The organism is Bacillus sp. FJAT-49736, assembly GCF_018343615.1.
Lineage (GTDB): Bacteria > Bacillota > Bacilli > Bacillales > Bacillaceae_C > Margalitia.
Genome location: NZ_JAGYPI010000001.1, coordinates 394,115 through 409,478, shown reverse-complemented (window position 1 = coordinate 409,478; position 15,364 = coordinate 394,115). Strand labels below are relative to the sequence as shown.

At 35.3% G+C, this 15,364-nt stretch carries 24 protein-coding genes and 1 tRNA gene; 8 read left to right on the top strand and 17 right to left on the bottom strand.

Annotated features, from left to right (window positions below):
• Positions 1-50: 50 nt before the first annotated feature.
• The 5 genes from KHA87_RS02240 to KHA87_RS02220 form a co-directional block, all read right to left on the bottom strand.
• The gene (locus tag KHA87_RS02240; RefSeq protein ID WP_213092480.1) at positions 51-587 is read right to left on the bottom strand and encodes an XRE family transcriptional regulator; all 537 of its coding nucleotides are present in this window, start codon (positions 585-587) and stop codon (positions 51-53) included.
• A gap of 64 nt (positions 588-651) precedes the next feature.
• The gene (locus KHA87_RS02235; RefSeq protein ID WP_213092479.1) at positions 652-840 is read right to left on the bottom strand and encodes a helix-turn-helix domain-containing protein; all 189 of its coding nucleotides are present in this window, start codon (positions 838-840) and stop codon (positions 652-654) included.
• 14 nt (positions 841-854) lie between these two features.
• Positions 855-1,001, bottom strand: a complete 147-nt coding sequence (locus KHA87_RS02230) for a hypothetical protein (protein ID WP_213092478.1) — start codon at positions 999-1,001, stop codon at positions 855-857.
• Positions 1,002-1,025: 24 nt separating this feature from the next.
• Entirely contained in the window at positions 1,026-1,715 is a 690-nt protein-coding gene (locus tag KHA87_RS22100; RefSeq protein WP_249310068.1) for a BRO family protein, read from the bottom strand.
• Entirely contained in the window at positions 1,715-1,954 is a 240-nt protein-coding gene (locus KHA87_RS02220) for a helix-turn-helix domain-containing protein (protein WP_213092477.1), read from the bottom strand. Before KHA87_RS02220 ends, KHA87_RS22100 begins: the two co-directional genes overlap by 1 nt.
• A 164-nt stretch (positions 1,955-2,118) precedes the next feature.
• On the opposite strand from KHA87_RS02220, the gene KHA87_RS02215 reads away from it, so the two are divergent.
• The 5 genes from KHA87_RS02215 (at position 2,119) to KHA87_RS02195 (ending at position 5,936) form a co-directional block, all read left to right on the top strand.
• Positions 2,119-2,472, top strand: coding sequence for a helix-turn-helix domain-containing protein (locus KHA87_RS02215; RefSeq protein ID WP_213092476.1), 354 nt, complete (start codon positions 2,119-2,121; stop codon positions 2,470-2,472).
• A gap of 96 nt (positions 2,473-2,568) precedes the next feature.
• On the top strand, positions 2,569-3,543 hold the full coding sequence (locus tag KHA87_RS02210; protein WP_213092475.1) for an O-antigen ligase family protein: 975 nt from the start codon (positions 2,569-2,571) through the stop codon (positions 3,541-3,543).
• A gap of 84 nt (positions 3,544-3,627) precedes the next feature.
• Positions 3,628-4,257: an ImmA/IrrE family metallo-endopeptidase gene (locus KHA87_RS02205; RefSeq protein ID WP_213092474.1), complete on the top strand. Its 630-nt coding sequence runs from the start codon at positions 3,628-3,630 to the stop codon at positions 4,255-4,257.
• Positions 4,232-4,612 (top strand): hypothetical protein, encoded by a 381-nt coding sequence (locus KHA87_RS02200; RefSeq protein ID WP_213092473.1) that lies wholly within the window; start codon positions 4,232-4,234, stop codon positions 4,610-4,612. Before KHA87_RS02205 ends, KHA87_RS02200 begins: the two co-directional genes overlap by 26 nt.
• 130 nt (positions 4,613-4,742) lie before the next feature.
• The gene (locus KHA87_RS02195) at positions 4,743-5,936 is read left to right on the top strand and encodes a tyrosine-type recombinase/integrase (protein WP_213092472.1); all 1,194 of its coding nucleotides are present in this window, start codon (positions 4,743-4,745) and stop codon (positions 5,934-5,936) included.
• A gap of 96 nt (positions 5,937-6,032) precedes the next feature.
• On the opposite strand, the gene KHA87_RS02190 is transcribed toward KHA87_RS02195, so the two are convergent.
• A tRNA-Val gene (locus KHA87_RS02190) sits at positions 6,033-6,105 on the bottom strand.
• 284 nt (positions 6,106-6,389) lie between these two features.
• Here KHA87_RS02190 and KHA87_RS02185 point away from each other — a divergent pair.
• The 3 genes from KHA87_RS02185 to KHA87_RS02175 all read left to right on the top strand — a co-directional run bounded on the left by KHA87_RS02185 (position 6,390) and on the right by KHA87_RS02175 (position 8,175).
• Entirely contained in the window at positions 6,390-7,112 is a 723-nt protein-coding gene (locus KHA87_RS02185; protein WP_213092471.1) for an alpha/beta hydrolase, read from the top strand.
• Between the two features lie 125 nt (positions 7,113-7,237).
• A complete protein-coding gene (locus tag KHA87_RS02180; protein ID WP_213092470.1) occupies positions 7,238-7,747 on the top strand; it encodes a YjcG family protein in 510 nt (169 codons plus the stop codon).
• Positions 7,748-7,752: 5 nt separating this feature from the next.
• Positions 7,753-8,175, top strand: coding sequence for a GNAT family N-acetyltransferase (locus KHA87_RS02175; protein ID WP_213092469.1), 423 nt, complete (start codon positions 7,753-7,755; stop codon positions 8,173-8,175).
• 23 nt (positions 8,176-8,198) lie between these two features.
• On the opposite strand, the gene KHA87_RS02170 is transcribed toward KHA87_RS02175, so the two are convergent.
• From KHA87_RS02170 to KHA87_RS02125, 11 genes are all read right to left on the bottom strand, one after another.
• A complete protein-coding gene (locus KHA87_RS02170) occupies positions 8,199-8,426 on the bottom strand; it encodes a hypothetical protein (protein ID WP_213092468.1) in 228 nt (75 codons plus the stop codon).
• Between the two features lie 84 nt (positions 8,427-8,510).
• Complete coding sequence (gene spoVIF / locus KHA87_RS02165) at positions 8,511-8,771, bottom strand: sporulation-specific transcription regulator SpoVIF (protein WP_213092467.1); 261 nt, start codon at positions 8,769-8,771, stop codon at positions 8,511-8,513.
• A gap of 261 nt (positions 8,772-9,032) precedes the next feature.
• Positions 9,033-9,185 (bottom strand): YjcZ family sporulation protein, encoded by a 153-nt coding sequence (locus tag KHA87_RS02160; protein ID WP_213092466.1) that lies wholly within the window; start codon positions 9,183-9,185, stop codon positions 9,033-9,035.
• 99 nt (positions 9,186-9,284) lie between these two features.
• Positions 9,285-9,641, bottom strand: coding sequence for a stage V sporulation protein AE (spoVAE, locus tag KHA87_RS02155; protein WP_213092465.1), 357 nt, complete (start codon positions 9,639-9,641; stop codon positions 9,285-9,287).
• Between the two features lie 23 nt (positions 9,642-9,664).
• Entirely contained in the window at positions 9,665-10,681 is a 1,017-nt protein-coding gene (spoVAD, locus tag KHA87_RS02150) for a stage V sporulation protein AD (RefSeq protein ID WP_213092464.1), read from the bottom strand.
• Positions 10,682-11,158, bottom strand: coding sequence for a stage V sporulation protein AC (gene spoVAC, locus KHA87_RS02145; RefSeq protein ID WP_213092463.1), 477 nt, complete (start codon positions 11,156-11,158; stop codon positions 10,682-10,684).
• A gap of 15 nt (positions 11,159-11,173) precedes the next feature.
• Positions 11,174-11,647, bottom strand: a complete 474-nt coding sequence (locus KHA87_RS02140) for a sporulation protein (RefSeq protein WP_213092462.1) — start codon at positions 11,645-11,647, stop codon at positions 11,174-11,176.
• Between the two features lie 240 nt (positions 11,648-11,887).
• A complete protein-coding gene (locus tag KHA87_RS22325) occupies positions 11,888-12,022 on the bottom strand; it encodes a hypothetical protein (protein WP_283249404.1) in 135 nt (44 codons plus the stop codon).
• Positions 12,023-12,084: 62 nt separating this feature from the next.
• Positions 12,085-12,438, bottom strand: a complete 354-nt coding sequence (locus KHA87_RS02135; RefSeq protein ID WP_213092461.1) for a DUF1360 domain-containing protein — start codon at positions 12,436-12,438, stop codon at positions 12,085-12,087.
• Between the two features lie 118 nt (positions 12,439-12,556).
• Complete coding sequence (gene fabI, locus KHA87_RS02130; RefSeq protein WP_213092460.1) at positions 12,557-13,336, bottom strand: enoyl-ACP reductase FabI; 780 nt, start codon at positions 13,334-13,336, stop codon at positions 12,557-12,559.
• Positions 13,337-13,431: 95 nt separating this feature from the next.
• Complete coding sequence (locus KHA87_RS02125) at positions 13,432-15,294, bottom strand: monovalent cation:proton antiporter family protein (RefSeq protein ID WP_213092459.1); 1,863 nt, start codon at positions 15,292-15,294, stop codon at positions 13,432-13,434.
• Between the last annotated feature and the right edge of the window lie 70 nt (positions 15,295-15,364).

The following is a 15,364-nucleotide window of genomic DNA, read 5'->3' as shown; positions in this document are numbered from 1 at the left end:
TAAAAAGTCTCTATAACACTCACCGCAATACTTCACATTAGTTGTTTTCATTAAATCCACCCCTTCGCTTTCCAATATGGAATTCTTTTTCTCATTTGATCTTTTAAAGAAATTCCATATTCCTTTGCAAGAATTGCTTTTAAATTAGAAAGAGCAACTTCCGCATCGGTAATTTCATCAATCACCTGATAAATACGAGCCTTCTCATCTTCACTCGTTTCCTTTGGAGGTTTAACTAAGCTAACATCGTGAAGTATTTTGATAGTGTCCTCCATTTCTCTAACAGCAAATTCTTCAAATGCCAAGCGGTGATGTTCTATTGCCTTTCCTGTTAAGACAGGTGATGTATATCCTCCACTAAATTCATAAATTAACTCCATCGCATATTCTGGATCGTCGTAAACTTCCAAGGAACGTTTTGCAATATCTTGCTGCATATTCCTTCTGCCTGTTTTCATGTGACTAACCAGCTGTGGAGAAACATTTAAATCAAGCGCTAATTGTACTCCGTCAATCTCCTCCTCTTGCAGAAGCGTTTGAATAGCTTCACCTGCATTAATTGAATTTTTGATAAATGAATCCTTCATATTACATCTCCCTTTTGTATGATTTGGTATATTTTCCTATACATTGAAGTCTATTAATCTATAATCAGATAGCCTTTACTAGATTTGTTTCTTGGTTTTTAATCCAGGCATTTATGGATTCTAACGAAAACAATATCCGTCTTCTTACACGGAAGTGAGGTATTTGTTTAAGACGAACCATTGTGTACACGGTGTCGGAATGAACACCTAAGTAATCAGCAACTTCTCTAACTGTCATAGTGTTTCTTTGCATATGACCACCGCCTTTCAAGGTGTTGAGTTTTCAAGGATTTGAACAATCTCCATAAGTTGATCAATGACATCTTCATTTGTGTATCCGTCATTAACCATTAAAGCTGCCAGATAGACTTTATATTTTAATTCGGCCCACAATGCTTTCTCGGCGAAATCCATGGTGCTGGCCTCCTATTGAGAAGTTTATGAAACCCGTTTTGGAATCCAATTCTCTACATAACGAATGGCTGATTGCAGTTCCTTACGCTTTACATCTTTATATGAAGCAACACCGAAGCGTTCTTTGATTTCACGATGTATCTCACGGAATAGTGATGACCGTTGAAGTGGATCATTACAAATTTCATAAACCTTAGAAGCGATTCCTTTTTGGAGCCTACGCTGTTCACCGCTGGTTAGTGTGATTTGCTCTTCCACTTTGTAATCAATTTGAGTAACTAACTTACGTATTTCATGTTGTTCTTTAACTATTTCTTCGTGGCTTTCTACTAGATCAGCAGTGGTTCTTAAAACTGTTACAAGCGCTTTATCCTTTGACATGGGAACGACTTTTCCCGTCGAATAAGAACCAGTATTTCTAATAGAAGGAAGAACTTCTTGCTTAAGCCATTTTTTAAACATCTTTGCTTCAGGCTTCCTACTAGCAAAAATTAATTCGTACAAACCAGATTCATTTACGATATTTGTTTCACCTTGACGCCCTAAGTTGAACTTAGCACGTTCATCTTCATCTAATCTTTGGAGAGTCATTGTAGGATTTGTAAGCTCTAGAATTTCACAAACGTCTTTTGCGACAAACCATGGTTCATCATTAAAAATTACTGTGCGAAGATCTATACCTTTGAAATTAAAAATGTGCTGTAGCTCGTTCATTAGCTAACCACCTTTGATTTAATTGATTTACACTTTACGTGGAACTTTTCATCAAAAAAAATTGATACTGGTACTTCTAAGATGATTGCTATTTTTTCTAATTCCTTAATAGTTATTGGACGTTTCCCGCGCTCTTTCATGTTGTAACCAGATACTGATAACTTTAACTTTTTGGCTAAGAACGTTTGAGAAATTCCTTTAGAATTTCTTAAAAACTTAACAATTTCATTAATTTCCATTTATTCACCACCCTTTTTCCACGTAAAGTGAACTTCTTGTAATTATATTAACTCCACGTAAAGTGGAAGTCAACTATTTTTTAACTTTTTGTGGATTTTATTTAACGTAACGTGAAATATTGCTATATTATATTCATAAGATATCTGATTGGTAGGGATCATTTATGAGTTTAGGTAAACGTTTAAAATATGAAAGAGAAAAGAGAAATTGGTCCCAAAAATATGTTGCTGATAAAGTTGGGATAACAAATACTGTCCTTTCTAATTATGAAAGAGATTATAGGGATCCCGATACTGATACATTAAGAAAATTATCTGATCTTTATGAAGTATCTAGTGATTACTTATTAGGAAGAACAGATGATCCTGCATATAGTAATGATGATGAAAAATTTCAAACTTTCATTAAGGATCCAGAACTTAAACGATGGTTTAAAGAACTCCCTCAATCCGATGAAGAGGATCTTCGGAAACTACGTAAGATGTGGGAAATTATTAAAAACGACAAGGATGAATAAATGCATACAGTTATTTGTATGTATTATTTTTTACTTTACTGCATGGGATTTAGCGAATAAATACATATATCAATAAATAATAAGGGGGATATTTTATTGGGGTTTTTATTTCTTGTCATTGTATTTATTTCTGTAGGTTTTCTAGCATTTTTGGGTGGAATTGTTTACCTATTAATTAATCTAATTAGAAGAAGGAAAAAGAAGATACCACTAATTGTTATTTCCGCTAGTATCGTTCTCTTTATTTTAGGTGTTTTCATTTCTCCAAAAGCTAACGATTCAGTAAATGCTTCTAATAAAAAAATTAATGCTGTAAATGCGGCTGCAAAAAAATTGGAAGAACAAAAAAAAGACCGTAAAAAACAACAGGAACTATTAAACTTTAAAGGTAACTTAAATGCCGAAGTGAAAAATGGTAAAGTACTAGTTTCAATAGATTCAAACGTGCCTGACGGTGGAATATTTGAAGTTACTTTAATGAATGGTAAGATTGATATTATTGATGAGTTTATTAAAACTAAAGATGGAAAGATCAGAAAAGAATTTACCATACCTAAAAAATGGGGTGTCGGCTATATAGCTACTTCGGCAATGTTCCGTTTTAATTATGATAAAAAACCACAGCCTGAATCCATTAAAAAGATATATGGTAATAAAGGTGAAAAACTTACAGGTAAATTAGTAAATAAAAATAAAACCGGTAATTCTGCTATCTTAAAAACAAAAACTGTAGCTTATCCAAATAAAACTGCGGTAGCAGACCAACAAAATAAGAATTTCAATAAAACTATTGATGCATTAATTAAAACAGGTTCAGGTGTAATACTTAGCATTCAGCCAAGATATGATAACAAATGGGATATGGTAAATGTTGTTGTAAGTGACTCATGGTACTACTCTGCGGAGTATGAAAAAGAACGATTTGCAGAACAAGTAGGTGAAACTGTTCAAAAAATCGTAATCAATTCTGGAAAAGCTAAAGATCCAGTAATGGTGTATTTTGTGGATAGTTTCAATAAAGATGTAGCTACACCAAAAATGTTTGGCGGTTGGAAGATTAAAAAATCGTAATACTAAAGTGCTCTTGATTTTTTTATCGGGGCATTTTATTTCAAACTAAAACAGAACATACATTCTATTGAAAGGGAGATTTTCTTGTACACGTTTACACACCTTGAAGATTTTATTAAAAATCTCTATTCACAATTATCCATAGTTTATCCACATGAAATAAACATAATGGAAATTGCTCGAAAATTAAATATTAAATTGGAATATTGGGATGAAACAAGCCAGGTTACTTACTACAAAGGAAAATTCCTAATTTGCATAAATGAAGAATTATCACCACAAGAGCAGTGGCAAGATTTTGCTCATGAACTAGGACATGTATTTAGACATGATGGCTGTCAGTCATCTATGTCAAATCAATTCCGCCAGCTCCAGGAAAATGAAGCTGATAATTTTGGTTATCATTTCTACATTCCATCATTCATACTATTAAACTATGAAATTTCAAGTTATGTAAATATTAAGGATGGAGTTCCTTTTGTTATGAAGACATTTAATGTTACAGAGGAATTCGCCATCGAGCGACTCAGACAATTCAAAAGGCGAATCCAACAAGCGAAAATGGACGAGGAACATCGTAGATACATGGATGCTTTATATCCTAAAGCCCCACCCTATTCCGATGAAACAAATGAAGTGTTAAAACAATTAAGCATCATACTTGAAAAGAAAAGAGGTTACACAGTCAATGCCACAACAAAGACTCTATCATGAATACATTAATGAGAAATTAGTTCCATACTTGTATGTACTTACATTTAATTCGTCTGAATTAAACTGGGATAAGCCTGTTTTCTATTTTGATTTAATAAAGCCAATTGAATTTATAGGATTGGATCACATGGATGATTCGGTGATAAGTATTTCGATTTATCAATCAGAGTTATTAATTAATCCATCCTACCAGAATAAACTTGGAGTCCACTTGAACTCTGTAAAAAATAGAATTTTGAAGCATGGCGTAGATCCATGTGTGATTCAACAATTTGTTTTGCCAGTGGTGGATCTCAACGAGGTATTAAGCTTCTTACCTAATGAGAGAAAAATGGAATTTTTAATAGCTAACTAACATGATTATATTTTTTTACCATTGCAACGAACGTATGTACTATTAAAATTGTATCTAAGGCAACCTATCAAAATACAAAATTACTAATTATGTTATAAATGGACAAGTTTAATGAAATGAGGTGTACATTGTGGCTAGTATTCAAAAACGTGGACCAAACTCTTTTCTATTAGTTGTTGAGGCTGGATATATAAAAGGTAAACGGAATAAGAGAACCAAAACTATACGGGTTGAAGATCCAGCACTTTTGAAAACTACTAAAAAGCTAAAGGATTTTTTAAATGAAGAACTTTTAAAATTTAAAATGGAAGTAGAAGCAGGTGAATACATTGCCCCAGAAAAGATGAAATTTGGGGAATTCGTAAAAGAATGGGAAGTGAAATATGCAAAAAATGAACTATCACCAGGAACGTTGGATAATTATAAATTAAATCTGCAAAATCACATACTACCGGTTTTTGAGGAAAAACGATTAGATCAAGTGAAACCAATACACGTTATAAATTTCCTCAACCAAATAGAAAGAAAAGACGGTAAAAATGGGGATATTTCTGTAGGTACTAAGCAATATATTTATCGTGCTTTAAGAAATGTTTTTCAGCGCGCGGTAGACTGGAAAATTATTAAATCTAATCCAGTAGCTGAAGTGAAAAAACCAAGAGATAATAAGGATCATGAAGCAAATGTATATAGTGAAAAAGAAGTACAGCAACTTTTCACTCTAGTACAATATGAACTTTTCCATTGGAGAATCTTTGTTACATTAGCTTTGGCAGCTGGTTTAAGACGCGGTGAGCTTCTAGGACTTGAATGGCCTAATATTGATCTTGAAAAAGGAACAATAAATATTAAACAGGTAATAGTCAAAGGAGAAAATGGGAGACCTTTAATCAAAGGTCCGAAATCGAAAAAGTCAAAACGTTTTGTATCTATCCCTCCATCTATCGTGGAAGAATTAAAAAAGTTCTATACCTATTGGAAAAAAGAAAAACTAAGATCTGGTGATCGTCGGATAGAAAAAGAACATGAATGGGTTTTTTGTAATGAAGATGGAACACATTTTTTTCCTTCCACACCTACAACGTGGTGGAGACGTTTTATTAAGCGTTCGGAGGTTAGGTATATTCGATTACATGATTTGCGCCATACATCAGCAACACTTTTAATCAATCAGGGCGTACATGCAAAAATCATTTCGGAACGTCTTGGTCATGCTGATATTCGCATTACAATGGACACTTATGGGCATGCTCTACAAACTGCAGATAAGGAAGCAGCGAATAAATTGGATAATTTTTTTTCACCTCAAAACAAGAGCATTTAAAGATTTCGTCAACAATTCGTCAACAAATGCTCTTTTTGGCGAATATCTACGAAAATGAAAAACCCTAGAACCATTGCGGCTCTAGGGTTTCATGTATGATTCTGACTGGGCTCGAACCAGCGACCCCCACCCTGTCAAGGTGGTGCTCTCCCAGCTGAGCTACAGAATCACGATATTAACTGGTATTAATAATATATAATGGGAATGCTGAGATGTCAATGAAATTCTAGATTATGGGTATAGTTGCAACCTTATTTATACTTTATAAATGAGAATTGTGCCATACATTCTACAATCCAATTTTTCAAATGTAATGACTACAGACAAATGGTTTAGTATATAGTCCCATATGGGTAATGGTAAGAAACTAAATATACTTTGTAAACATTTACAATCGAACTATGGTAAAATATAGCCATTAAGTTTACAACCTTAAATTGGAGGATTTCACTAATGGCTGCAACAAAAGGAACCATTACAGAAATTACGTTTGATAGTCAGGAATTAGGGGAAACATTAACAATCCTAGTCTATTTGCCTGCAATCTTTACACCTTTGTATAAATATCATTTATTAATTGCTCAGGATGGAAAGGATTATTTTCAGCTTGGCAGAATTGCAAGGGTTGCAGATGAGCTTTTAGAAAATAATGAGGTAGAAAATCTAATTATCGTGGGAATTCCATATAAAAATGTACACGATCGGCGGATAAAATATCATCCGGATGGGGAGCAGAATAATGCCTACATACGGTTTCTTGCACATGAGCTGGTACCATATTTAGATCAAAATTATCCAACTTTCCATATGGGAATGGGGAGAACATTGATTGGTGACTCATTAGGAGCAACTGTTTCATTAATGACTGCTGCAAAATACCCGAATATCTTCGGTAAGGTCATTTTGCAATCTCCGATGGTGGATGATAAAGTGCTGAACGCAGTTGAAAACCATCCAAATCCATCGCTTCTTTCGGTTTACCATATTATCGGAAAAGGTGAAACAGAAGTAAAAACGACAAATGGCGAGGTTCAAGATTTTCTTACTCCAAATCGAAAGCTACATGACTTGTTTGATCAAAAAGGGTTCTCATCCTTTTATGAAGAATTTGAAGGCGATCATACATGGAAATATTGGCAGCCTGATCTTAAAAGAGCTCTAAAATATATGTTTTAATACCTATTTTTTGATATAGCCCAATGAATAAAGTATTACTTAATCATTCTATTGGGCTATATGAAGTTATTAGAATATTTGTTATAATAGTCATATGGTAAAAAATTAGACAAGGAGGTACATTTATGAAATATGGAATAGCAATGTTCCCATCTAAAAAACTTCAAGATCTTGCAAATTCATACAGAATGCGATATGACCCCCATTATGCACTTATTCCTCCACACTTAACTCTAAAAGCTTCATTTGAATTATCTGATGGAGAAATTGACAAGGTTTCTGAAAAGCTTAATCAGATTGCAAAAAACCACCAGCCCTTACATGTACAGATTTCTAAGGTTAGCTCCTTCCAACCAGTAAACAACACCATCTATTTCAAAGTGGATTCTTCACCAGAACTTATGAATCTGCATAAAAATTTACAGGAAGAACTGCCTGGTAACGAGGAGTATGCATTTGTCCCGCATATTACGATTGGACAAAAGCTATCTAATGATGAGCATTCTGATGTGTTTGGCCAACTAAGAATGCTTGGTATTAACCATGAAGAGATTATTGATCGTTTTCATCTATTATATCAGCTTGATAATGGGGCATGGACTGTTTATGAGACATATCATTTAGGAAAGGAATAACACAAGTGAACATAGTTAAAGTTACATCAGAGGATGAACTACAAGATGCTTTTCAAATTCGCAAAATTGTTTTTGTAGAAGAACAAAAGGTACCTGAAGAGGAAGAAATTGACCAGTATGAAAAGGATGCTGCACATTTTGTTTTATATGACGAAGGAAAACCAATTGGTGCTGGTCGTTTTCGAATCGTGGATGAAAAAGGGAAGGTCGAGAGAATTTGCGTGCTCTCTTCCTACAGAGGAAAAGGTGCAGGTAAAGTCATCATGGAAGCGATCGAGCAGTACGCTTCTGAAAATAACCTTAAAAAATTGAAATTAAATGCGCAAACTCATGCCATTCCATTTTATGAAAAATTAAACTACGAAATTATTTCTGGTGAATTTCTGGATGCTGGAATTCCGCATAAGACCATGGAAAAAACATTATAAAAATGCCCGTTTTGGGCGTTTTTTTATATTTTTAAATTAATGAGCCTGCCTTTACCTGTTAATTGAAAGTATGTATAAGAGGAAACATTTAAATCATGTAAGACACTTCTTTTTGTAGAGCTGTTTTTTTTCAGAAATTGTTCCCTTTGTTTTGTTAACAGTTTTGTTTTTTCTACTCTTTTTATTCTCAACATTCCCCACTTTATCTTCCAATTATTGTGATTAAATGAAAGCGGTAAAATATATCCCATTTTTATCCCCCCATCCTACCTGATATGATATTTTATGTTTTTGTGCATAGAAAAAGACTTGCTCTATGCAAGCCTTAACCATTTTTATTTTTTAGGATTATTCATCATTTTAGATAATGTGTTAAAATCTAAATTCTTTCCATCTTGAATAATTGATTTTACTAGCTTATCCTCTAGTTCCTTCGGCACCTTCTTATTTGCAATTTCGGAAACTCTTTTAATGATTCCGCGAACGGTTCTCTCATCTTTAAAATTGGCATTTTGTAATGAATTGGCTAATTCCAGGATTTCCTTCATATTCACGCCAGTTTTCTTTTCGATATTCTTAAATAATGGATTATCCATTCGTCTCGCCCTCCCTTTCAACTACATTATGTTATGTAACACATTCATAAATGGTGAAAGAAAAAGGCGGACAGTATTGGTGGCAAAGGATTGGTTTAAAGACTTGATCTATGAGGAAAATCTTTAAAAAGGAAAATCGTTATTAAGAACATTTCCTTTTTGTTTTTCGCTCAGTATGTCTTGTCTTCATGATTAATTCTGCCAACAAAAAAAATGGAGTAAAAACACAATGTTTACTCCATTTCTCATGTTGAATTCCGATTATAAAAAGCATGTTCCAACAATAATTAATAAAATGAACAACACAACAATTAACACGAATGTGTTGCCGCCGCCGCAACCTGCATATCCATATCCGCCATAACCGCAGCAGCCACCGCCATATCCGTATCCATATCCGCCATAGCCAAACATTCATACTCACCTCACTTTTTTTATACAATATAGAGTATGTAAGGTGGTATAAATGTGTATGGGCAAATGGGAAAATCCCATTATATTTATCACATGAACCTAGCCTTTTGGCTTAAACAATAATGCACCTATAAAGCCAAAAATAATTGCGGCTGAGATACCAGAGGAGGTTACTTCAAACATTCCAGTTAATACTCCTACCAGACCATGCTTCTGAGCCTCATTCATCGCCCCCTCCACAAGGGAATTACCAAAGCTCGTGATTGGAATCGTTGCCCCCGCTCCGGCAAAATCTATCAATGGCTCATATAAACCCAAACCTGCCAGTACAGCACCTATAGAAACCAATAAAGTTAATGTGTGGGCGGGTGTTAGTTTCGCCACATCAAATAATAATTGACCAATCACGCATATTATTCCGCCTATCACAAATGCCCAAAAAAACATTGCCAGCATCTAGCTCATCCTTTCGCTTGAAATTATATATACTCAATAGCAACGGCGTGAGCAATACATGGAATCGTATCCTTCTGCTGAAAGGATAGAGGTGATAATAATGCACCTGTTGCCACGACTAATATTCTTTTTAATTTTCCACTTTTCATTTGATTTAGAAGATGCCCGTATAGGACAGTTGCAGAACAGCCCGGACCGCTAGCACCGGATTGCACCGGCTGATCTTTTTTATATATGAGTAAACCGCAGTCCTGGAATTTTTCCTCGCTTATAGGAATACCTTTTTGTTGAAACAGCTCTAATGCAACATTTCGTCCAATCGTAGCTAAATCCCCTGTAATGATTAAGTCATAATAGGATGGATCAACTTGCAGGTCCTGTAAATGTCTCTCAATTGTATCAACTGCTGCAGGTGCCATTGCTCCCCCCATATTAAACGGATCAGAAATTCCTAAATCAATTACTTTCCCTACCGTCGCCGAGATAATTCGCGGTTGTGGTGTCGCTGCCTCATTGCCCGAGCCAACTAATGCGAATCCTGCACCTGTTACAGTCCATTGTGCTGTCGGAGGCTTTTGGCTTCCATATTCTGTAGGGTAGCGAAATTGTTTTTCTGCTGATGCATTATGACTGGATGCACCAGTGATTATTTTGTCAGCGCCTTGATAATTAATAATGAAGGCGGCAAGTGCCAATCCCTGCATCGAAGTAGCACAGGCACTAAATAAGCCTAGATTAGGAATTTGATTCGTTCTCGCTGCAAAGCTGGATGGTGTAATTTGATTTATTAAGTCCCCTGTGATAAAAAACTGAATTTTTTCTTCTTTTATTCCTTGCTTCTTTAAAATAATATCAACTGCATCCTCAATAAGAATGCGCTGCGCCTTTTCATAAGAATCCTGTCCCATCCAAAGATCCTCATGAAATTTATCAAAATCATTTGCAAGATTTCCATTTTTCTCAAATGGCCCCCCTACAACACCGGTTGATAAAATTGCCGGTTTGCTGTTAAAAATCCATGACTGAGAGCCTGTTAACATTTAAAATCCCCCCCATGTCATGAGGATTGTTTTTATTAGAGCAACAATAAATGCCGAAAAGACACCAAATAATATTACAGACCCAGCTAATTTGAACATATTCCCACCAACTCCAAGCACATAGCCCTCTGTTCGATGTTCAATCGCTGCAGAAATTACTGCATTTCCAAATCCGGTTACAGGAACCGCACTCCCCGCTCCTCCAAACTGCCCGATTCGGTCATATACCCCAAACCCTGTTAACACCATCGCAAAAAAGACCATTGTTGCTACCGTTGGGTTACCGGCGGTCTGCTCTGTGAAGTTGAAGAAATAAATATAAAAATATGTAACCGCTTGTCCTATTAAACAAATTAAGCCTCCAATAAAAAATGCACGGATACAATTTTTTAAGACAGGTCGTCTTATTTCATGCTTTTTTTGTAATTGATCATATTGAATTTGTTCTGGTGTTTTTGTTTTGTTTTTATTTGCCATTTACACTCACACCTTCTAGGTTAATTCTTCTTTTAATTTCACAATATTATCAAATCGTTTTTTCGCTTCTTTTTTGGAAATGTTCCTAGAATCAAGAGCTTCTTTAAGCCGTACTGCTTCCAGAAAAATTTTATAATCGCTTGAAACAACAAATTTTTCATCAGGATATTCCTTATCCAAACGTTCCGTTAGCCTTTTTTCAATACCCTTCATTCGAAACCGATATAAGTGTTTGACTTTATATGCTACTAATATTGTTTTGTTCCCTTCAATAACCGCAACATCGTATATTTCTTTTATTGCAGATACCTCTCTTTTCACTTTGGTGGGCAAGGTTACGTTATCGGTGTTACTCAGTTTCATCGGTTTTGGCTGCGTTGTTTTAATTAATGCCATACCACTTTTTTTATTGTCGTTTTGATTGCTGCAGCCGTACAGAAGCAACAGGATGGAAATGCTTATGAAAATGTATTTGTACCCTTTTCTCATACATTATTCCTCTCTTATATAATCAATTGTCTAAAGTATATTTTTAGCTGAAAATAGCATTTTATGAGAGAAGTTGGAATGGAAATTAAAGGAGATAAACAGAAGGGCAAAAACGATCAGCACACTGAGGATACGTTTTATATACGGAAGACTCATTAAAATTATTGTTTTTAAGATAATGAAATTATTTGCTCTATACCTATAGAAAAAAAAAAAACAGGCAATCCTATTTTTGCCTGTTCACTTTCTTTTCTTATTTCCACAACCACAGTTCTTCTTTTTCACCATTTTCCCATTAGGAATATTCATCATTGGTTTTGCGTAGGAAGGATAATATACAGGCGCCTTCACCATAGGTTTTTTCATATTCATCATTCTCATCCTCTCTTGCTGGGTAATCGCTTAACTATAATATGTTAAAACAAGCGGTGTGAGTGTCAGTTAATCCATTTTGAAACAACTGTTTCCAATATCCCGGCAAGTCCGGCAATAGCTAATAAAATGATAAGAGGCTCCGCTATTGAAGGAGAAATAAACCAAAGGAGATATATAAATGCAGAGCACCAAATTCCAGTGCACCAGTAGCAGCTTAATAATTCACCGATCCAAGCCCTTAATCCACTTCCCTTCATTTTAATATATGTGACTGTTGTTCCATCCTCATCCGTCTCTTCCATTTCCTCGTGGAAAGGTCGACGGATAAAATCAGTAATTCTGTCATATACAATAAGTCTTGTAAGCCGAAAAGCGGCTAAGGAAAATAATATTAATAATAACCATGAATGTATCACTTTCTTCCCCTCTTTTTTTCATCTCTTTACATGAATATGCGAAGGGCTTTTGTTTTAATCCTATCTAAAAAAATGAAAAGCTGTATTCAAAAGAATACAGCTTTTTACAAACAAATATTTATCCTACAATATTATAACCGGAATCCACATAGATAACTTCGCCTGTTACCCCTCTTGATAAATGACTTAAAAGTGCAAGCGTCATATCTCCTACTTCTTCCTGTGTTACATTTTTCTTCAATGGTGCTTTCTCTTCAATCGTCTTCATAATTTCATTAAATCCAGGCACGCCCTTTGCAGCTAATGTACGAATAGGACCTGCAGAGATCGCATTTACGCGGATATTATCTTTTCCTAAATCAAATGTTAAATATCTCATACATGCTTCAAGTGCTGCTTTTGCAATCCCCATTACATTATATCCAGGAATTGCACGTGCTGCTCCAAGGTAGCTCATTGTTACAACGGAGCCGCCTTCTGTCATAAACGGTCTTGCTGCTTTTGAAACTGCTACTAAGGAATAAGCACTAGTATCCTGTGCAAACGCATATCCTTCTCTGCTAGTATCAATGAAGTCGCCTTTTAAATCCTCTGCATGCGCAAACGCTACTGAGTGAACGATTCCGTGGATGACTCCTGCTTTTTCACCAATCTCATTAAAAGCCTTTTGGACGCTTTCATCATCATTTACATCACATTGCACTACCATACATGATGGATAATTATACTTTTCAAGCAGCTGTGTTAATTTCCCGAGGGAACGCTCTAATCTGTATGTAAAAATTAAGTTCGCACCTGCCTTGTGTAAAGACTGGGCTACTCCCCAAGCGATACTGCGTTCGTTGGCAACACCCATAACAACTATGTTCTTATCTTTTAGCTTTAATAAATCTTCCATTGTTTCCTCCAATAATTTTAGTAGTTTCTAATTTTTATTATACCTGGTTTTAGCATCTGATACTATATTTGAAACAATCTTTTTCATTTTGCCTATTATCCGGGATGAATCTCACAAAATTCCAGCTCACGTTTTAGTTCATCTACATATTCTTTGGAACCGGTTATTATTAAACGATCATGCAAATGAAGCTCTGTATCCCCGTGTGGAACAATGGAATCATTCCCCCTAAAAATACGTACGAAAATAATATCACCTGTGAATGGAAATCTTCTTAATGTCATTCCTTCAAAATCCTGATTTAACATGGTCACTTCAAACAAGGAGGTTTCCTTATTCATTAACAAGTTTATTATGTGAGGGGATTCGATAAATGCCCTTAATAATGCCTGTGTAGAAAGTAATGTGGAGAATACCTCTACATTATCGTCTTTCATTGATTCTTCTAGACTAGGGGTTTCAATTCGTGCAATGACCCGTTCCACACCTTTTTCTTTCGTCATTATGGCAAGTCTTGCATTTAACTCTTCATTTCCTGTCATAATAACCACAATATCGGATGTGAATATTCCTTCTTGTTCGAACGTGTGGATTTCATAATCTTCAATTTCCTTAATATCAAAAAGGGAATCGGCAATTTGGTTTTCTGCTTTGTCTAAAGTTGTGTGATACAGGGTTGGAGCATATAGGGAGGATTTTAATTCCCTTGTTACAGACATTGTGAGCTGATTGGCTCCCACAAGCGAAACCTTCAACTTCCTTACCTGTGTGTTTTCTTTCGGGAATAACTTTCTGAAAATAATTGGTGTTATAATGCAGGTGATAACTGCTACTAATATTAGCGTTCCGCTCATACTGGACGAAATAACACCGATTCGCTCCGCTATTTTCGATGCTGCGATAACTAATGAAAGCGTTGATGTAAGTAAAAATGCAGATGAAACAACCGTCTTATTGTCGTACCACCTTTTCAAAAGAAAAACTGGGATAATCTTTGAAATAAAGAATGCTATCATTAACAGCGGAATGAATAACAGCAGCTTCGGATCGCTTAACATTGAGCGAATATTTAACTCCACTCCTACCATTACAAAGAATATCGGAATTAAAAACCCGTACCCAAAGGAATCAAGCTGGCGAACCATTTCCTGATTTGGCGCTAACAAAGACACAAGTGTCCCGGCTAAGAATGCTCCTAGTATATTTTCAGCTCCAACAGATTCCGATAAAGCAACTAAAACAATAATCAATGTAAAAATAGCCCTTGTACCTATTTGCACGGTGCTAGTGGAAAGCTTTTTAAATAAAGACCTCTTCTTAAATCTCCTGGCGATAAAATATAACAGCACTCCACCCGCAAACAAAATTAATAAAAGCCACATATTCCCCTCCCCTTTTCCTGAAAGGGAAACAAAGACTGCTAATAGTATCATTGTAACTAAATCTGCAATAACCGCAATCAATAAGATGATTTGCCCGATAGCAGTCTTCATGATATGTGCATCCTTCAATGTAGGGACTACCACACCAAGAGAGATCGTTGATATTATTAATGTCATTAGGAAAACATTATGAACAAAGCCAATTAAAACAAATACATAAGATAGTAATACAGAAACAATAAATATCCCGATAAAAATAAGAGTAGCTGTCTTTAACCGATGAGGCTCTGGCTTGCCATTCGGCAAAGAAGCCCGCTTTTTACTACTTACAAATGCCGAAAAATCTATTTCAAGCCCACTTAAAAACATTAAGAAAATAAATCCTAATGTAGAAAGCGTGTTAAGCCAGGTATCCTTTTCAATTAAATCAAATCCACTTTTTCCAATGATTAACCCTACAATAATTTCACCAATAACAACTGGTATGAAATGCAATTTAAAACGATGTAATAAAATAGGGGTCAGGAAAGCGGCGACAATTACAATTAATAACGAAGCAACAGACGTGTGTACCATTGTTCCTCTCCCTTCTTGAATTTTTATTAAAATATAGAATTAAGCAAGTGCCATTCTGGTTCGTGAATAC

Excerpts from the sequence above, each read along its gene's own strand:
- KHA87_RS02240 (WP_213092480.1), bottom strand. The coding sequence starts at position 587 with ATGAAGGATTCATTTATCAAAAATTCAATTAATGCAGGTGAAGCTATT.
- KHA87_RS02235 (WP_213092479.1), bottom strand. The coding sequence starts at position 840 with ATGCAAAGAAACACTATGACAGTTAGAGAAGTTGCTGATTACTTAGGT.
- KHA87_RS02230 (WP_213092478.1), bottom strand. The coding sequence starts at position 1,001 with ATGGATTTCGCCGAGAAAGCATTGTGGGCCGAATTAAAATATAAAGTC.
- KHA87_RS22100 (WP_249310068.1), bottom strand. The coding sequence starts at position 1,715 with ATGAACGAGCTACAGCACATTTTTAATTTCAAAGGTATAGATCTTCGC.
- KHA87_RS02220 (WP_213092477.1), bottom strand. The coding sequence starts at position 1,954 with ATGGAAATTAATGAAATTGTTAAGTTTTTAAGAAATTCTAAAGGAATT.
- KHA87_RS02215 (WP_213092476.1), top strand. The coding sequence starts at position 2,119 with ATGAGTTTAGGTAAACGTTTAAAATATGAAAGAGAAAAGAGAAATTGG.
- KHA87_RS02200 (WP_213092473.1), top strand. The coding sequence starts at position 4,232 with ATGCCACAACAAAGACTCTATCATGAATACATTAATGAGAAATTAGTT.
- KHA87_RS02185 (WP_213092471.1), top strand. The coding sequence starts at position 6,390 with ATGGCTGCAACAAAAGGAACCATTACAGAAATTACGTTTGATAGTCAG.
- KHA87_RS02180 (WP_213092470.1), top strand. The coding sequence starts at position 7,238 with ATGAAATATGGAATAGCAATGTTCCCATCTAAAAAACTTCAAGATCTT.
- KHA87_RS02170 (WP_213092468.1), bottom strand. The coding sequence starts at position 8,426 with ATGGGATATATTTTACCGCTTTCATTTAATCACAATAATTGGAAGATA.
- spoVIF (WP_213092467.1), bottom strand. The coding sequence starts at position 8,771 with ATGGATAATCCATTATTTAAGAATATCGAAAAGAAAACTGGCGTGAAT.
- KHA87_RS02160 (WP_213092466.1), bottom strand. The coding sequence starts at position 9,185 with ATGTTTGGCTATGGCGGATATGGATACGGATATGGCGGTGGCTGCTGC.
- spoVAE (WP_213092465.1), bottom strand. The coding sequence starts at position 9,641 with ATGCTGGCAATGTTTTTTTGGGCATTTGTGATAGGCGGAATAATATGC.
- spoVAD (WP_213092464.1), bottom strand. The coding sequence starts at position 10,681 with ATGTTAACAGGCTCTCAGTCATGGATTTTTAACAGCAAACCGGCAATT.
- spoVAC (WP_213092463.1), bottom strand. The coding sequence starts at position 11,158 with ATGGCAAATAAAAACAAAACAAAAACACCAGAACAAATTCAATATGAT.
- KHA87_RS02140 (WP_213092462.1), bottom strand. The coding sequence starts at position 11,647 with ATGAGAAAAGGGTACAAATACATTTTCATAAGCATTTCCATCCTGTTG.
- KHA87_RS22325 (WP_283249404.1), bottom strand. The coding sequence starts at position 12,022 with ATGATGAATATGAAAAAACCTATGGTGAAGGCGCCTGTATATTATCCT.
- fabI (WP_213092460.1), bottom strand. The coding sequence starts at position 13,336 with ATGGAAGATTTATTAAAGCTAAAAGATAAGAACATAGTTGTTATGGGT.
- KHA87_RS02125 (WP_213092459.1), bottom strand. The coding sequence starts at position 15,294 with ATGGTACACACGTCTGTTGCTTCGTTATTAATTGTAATTGTCGCCGCT.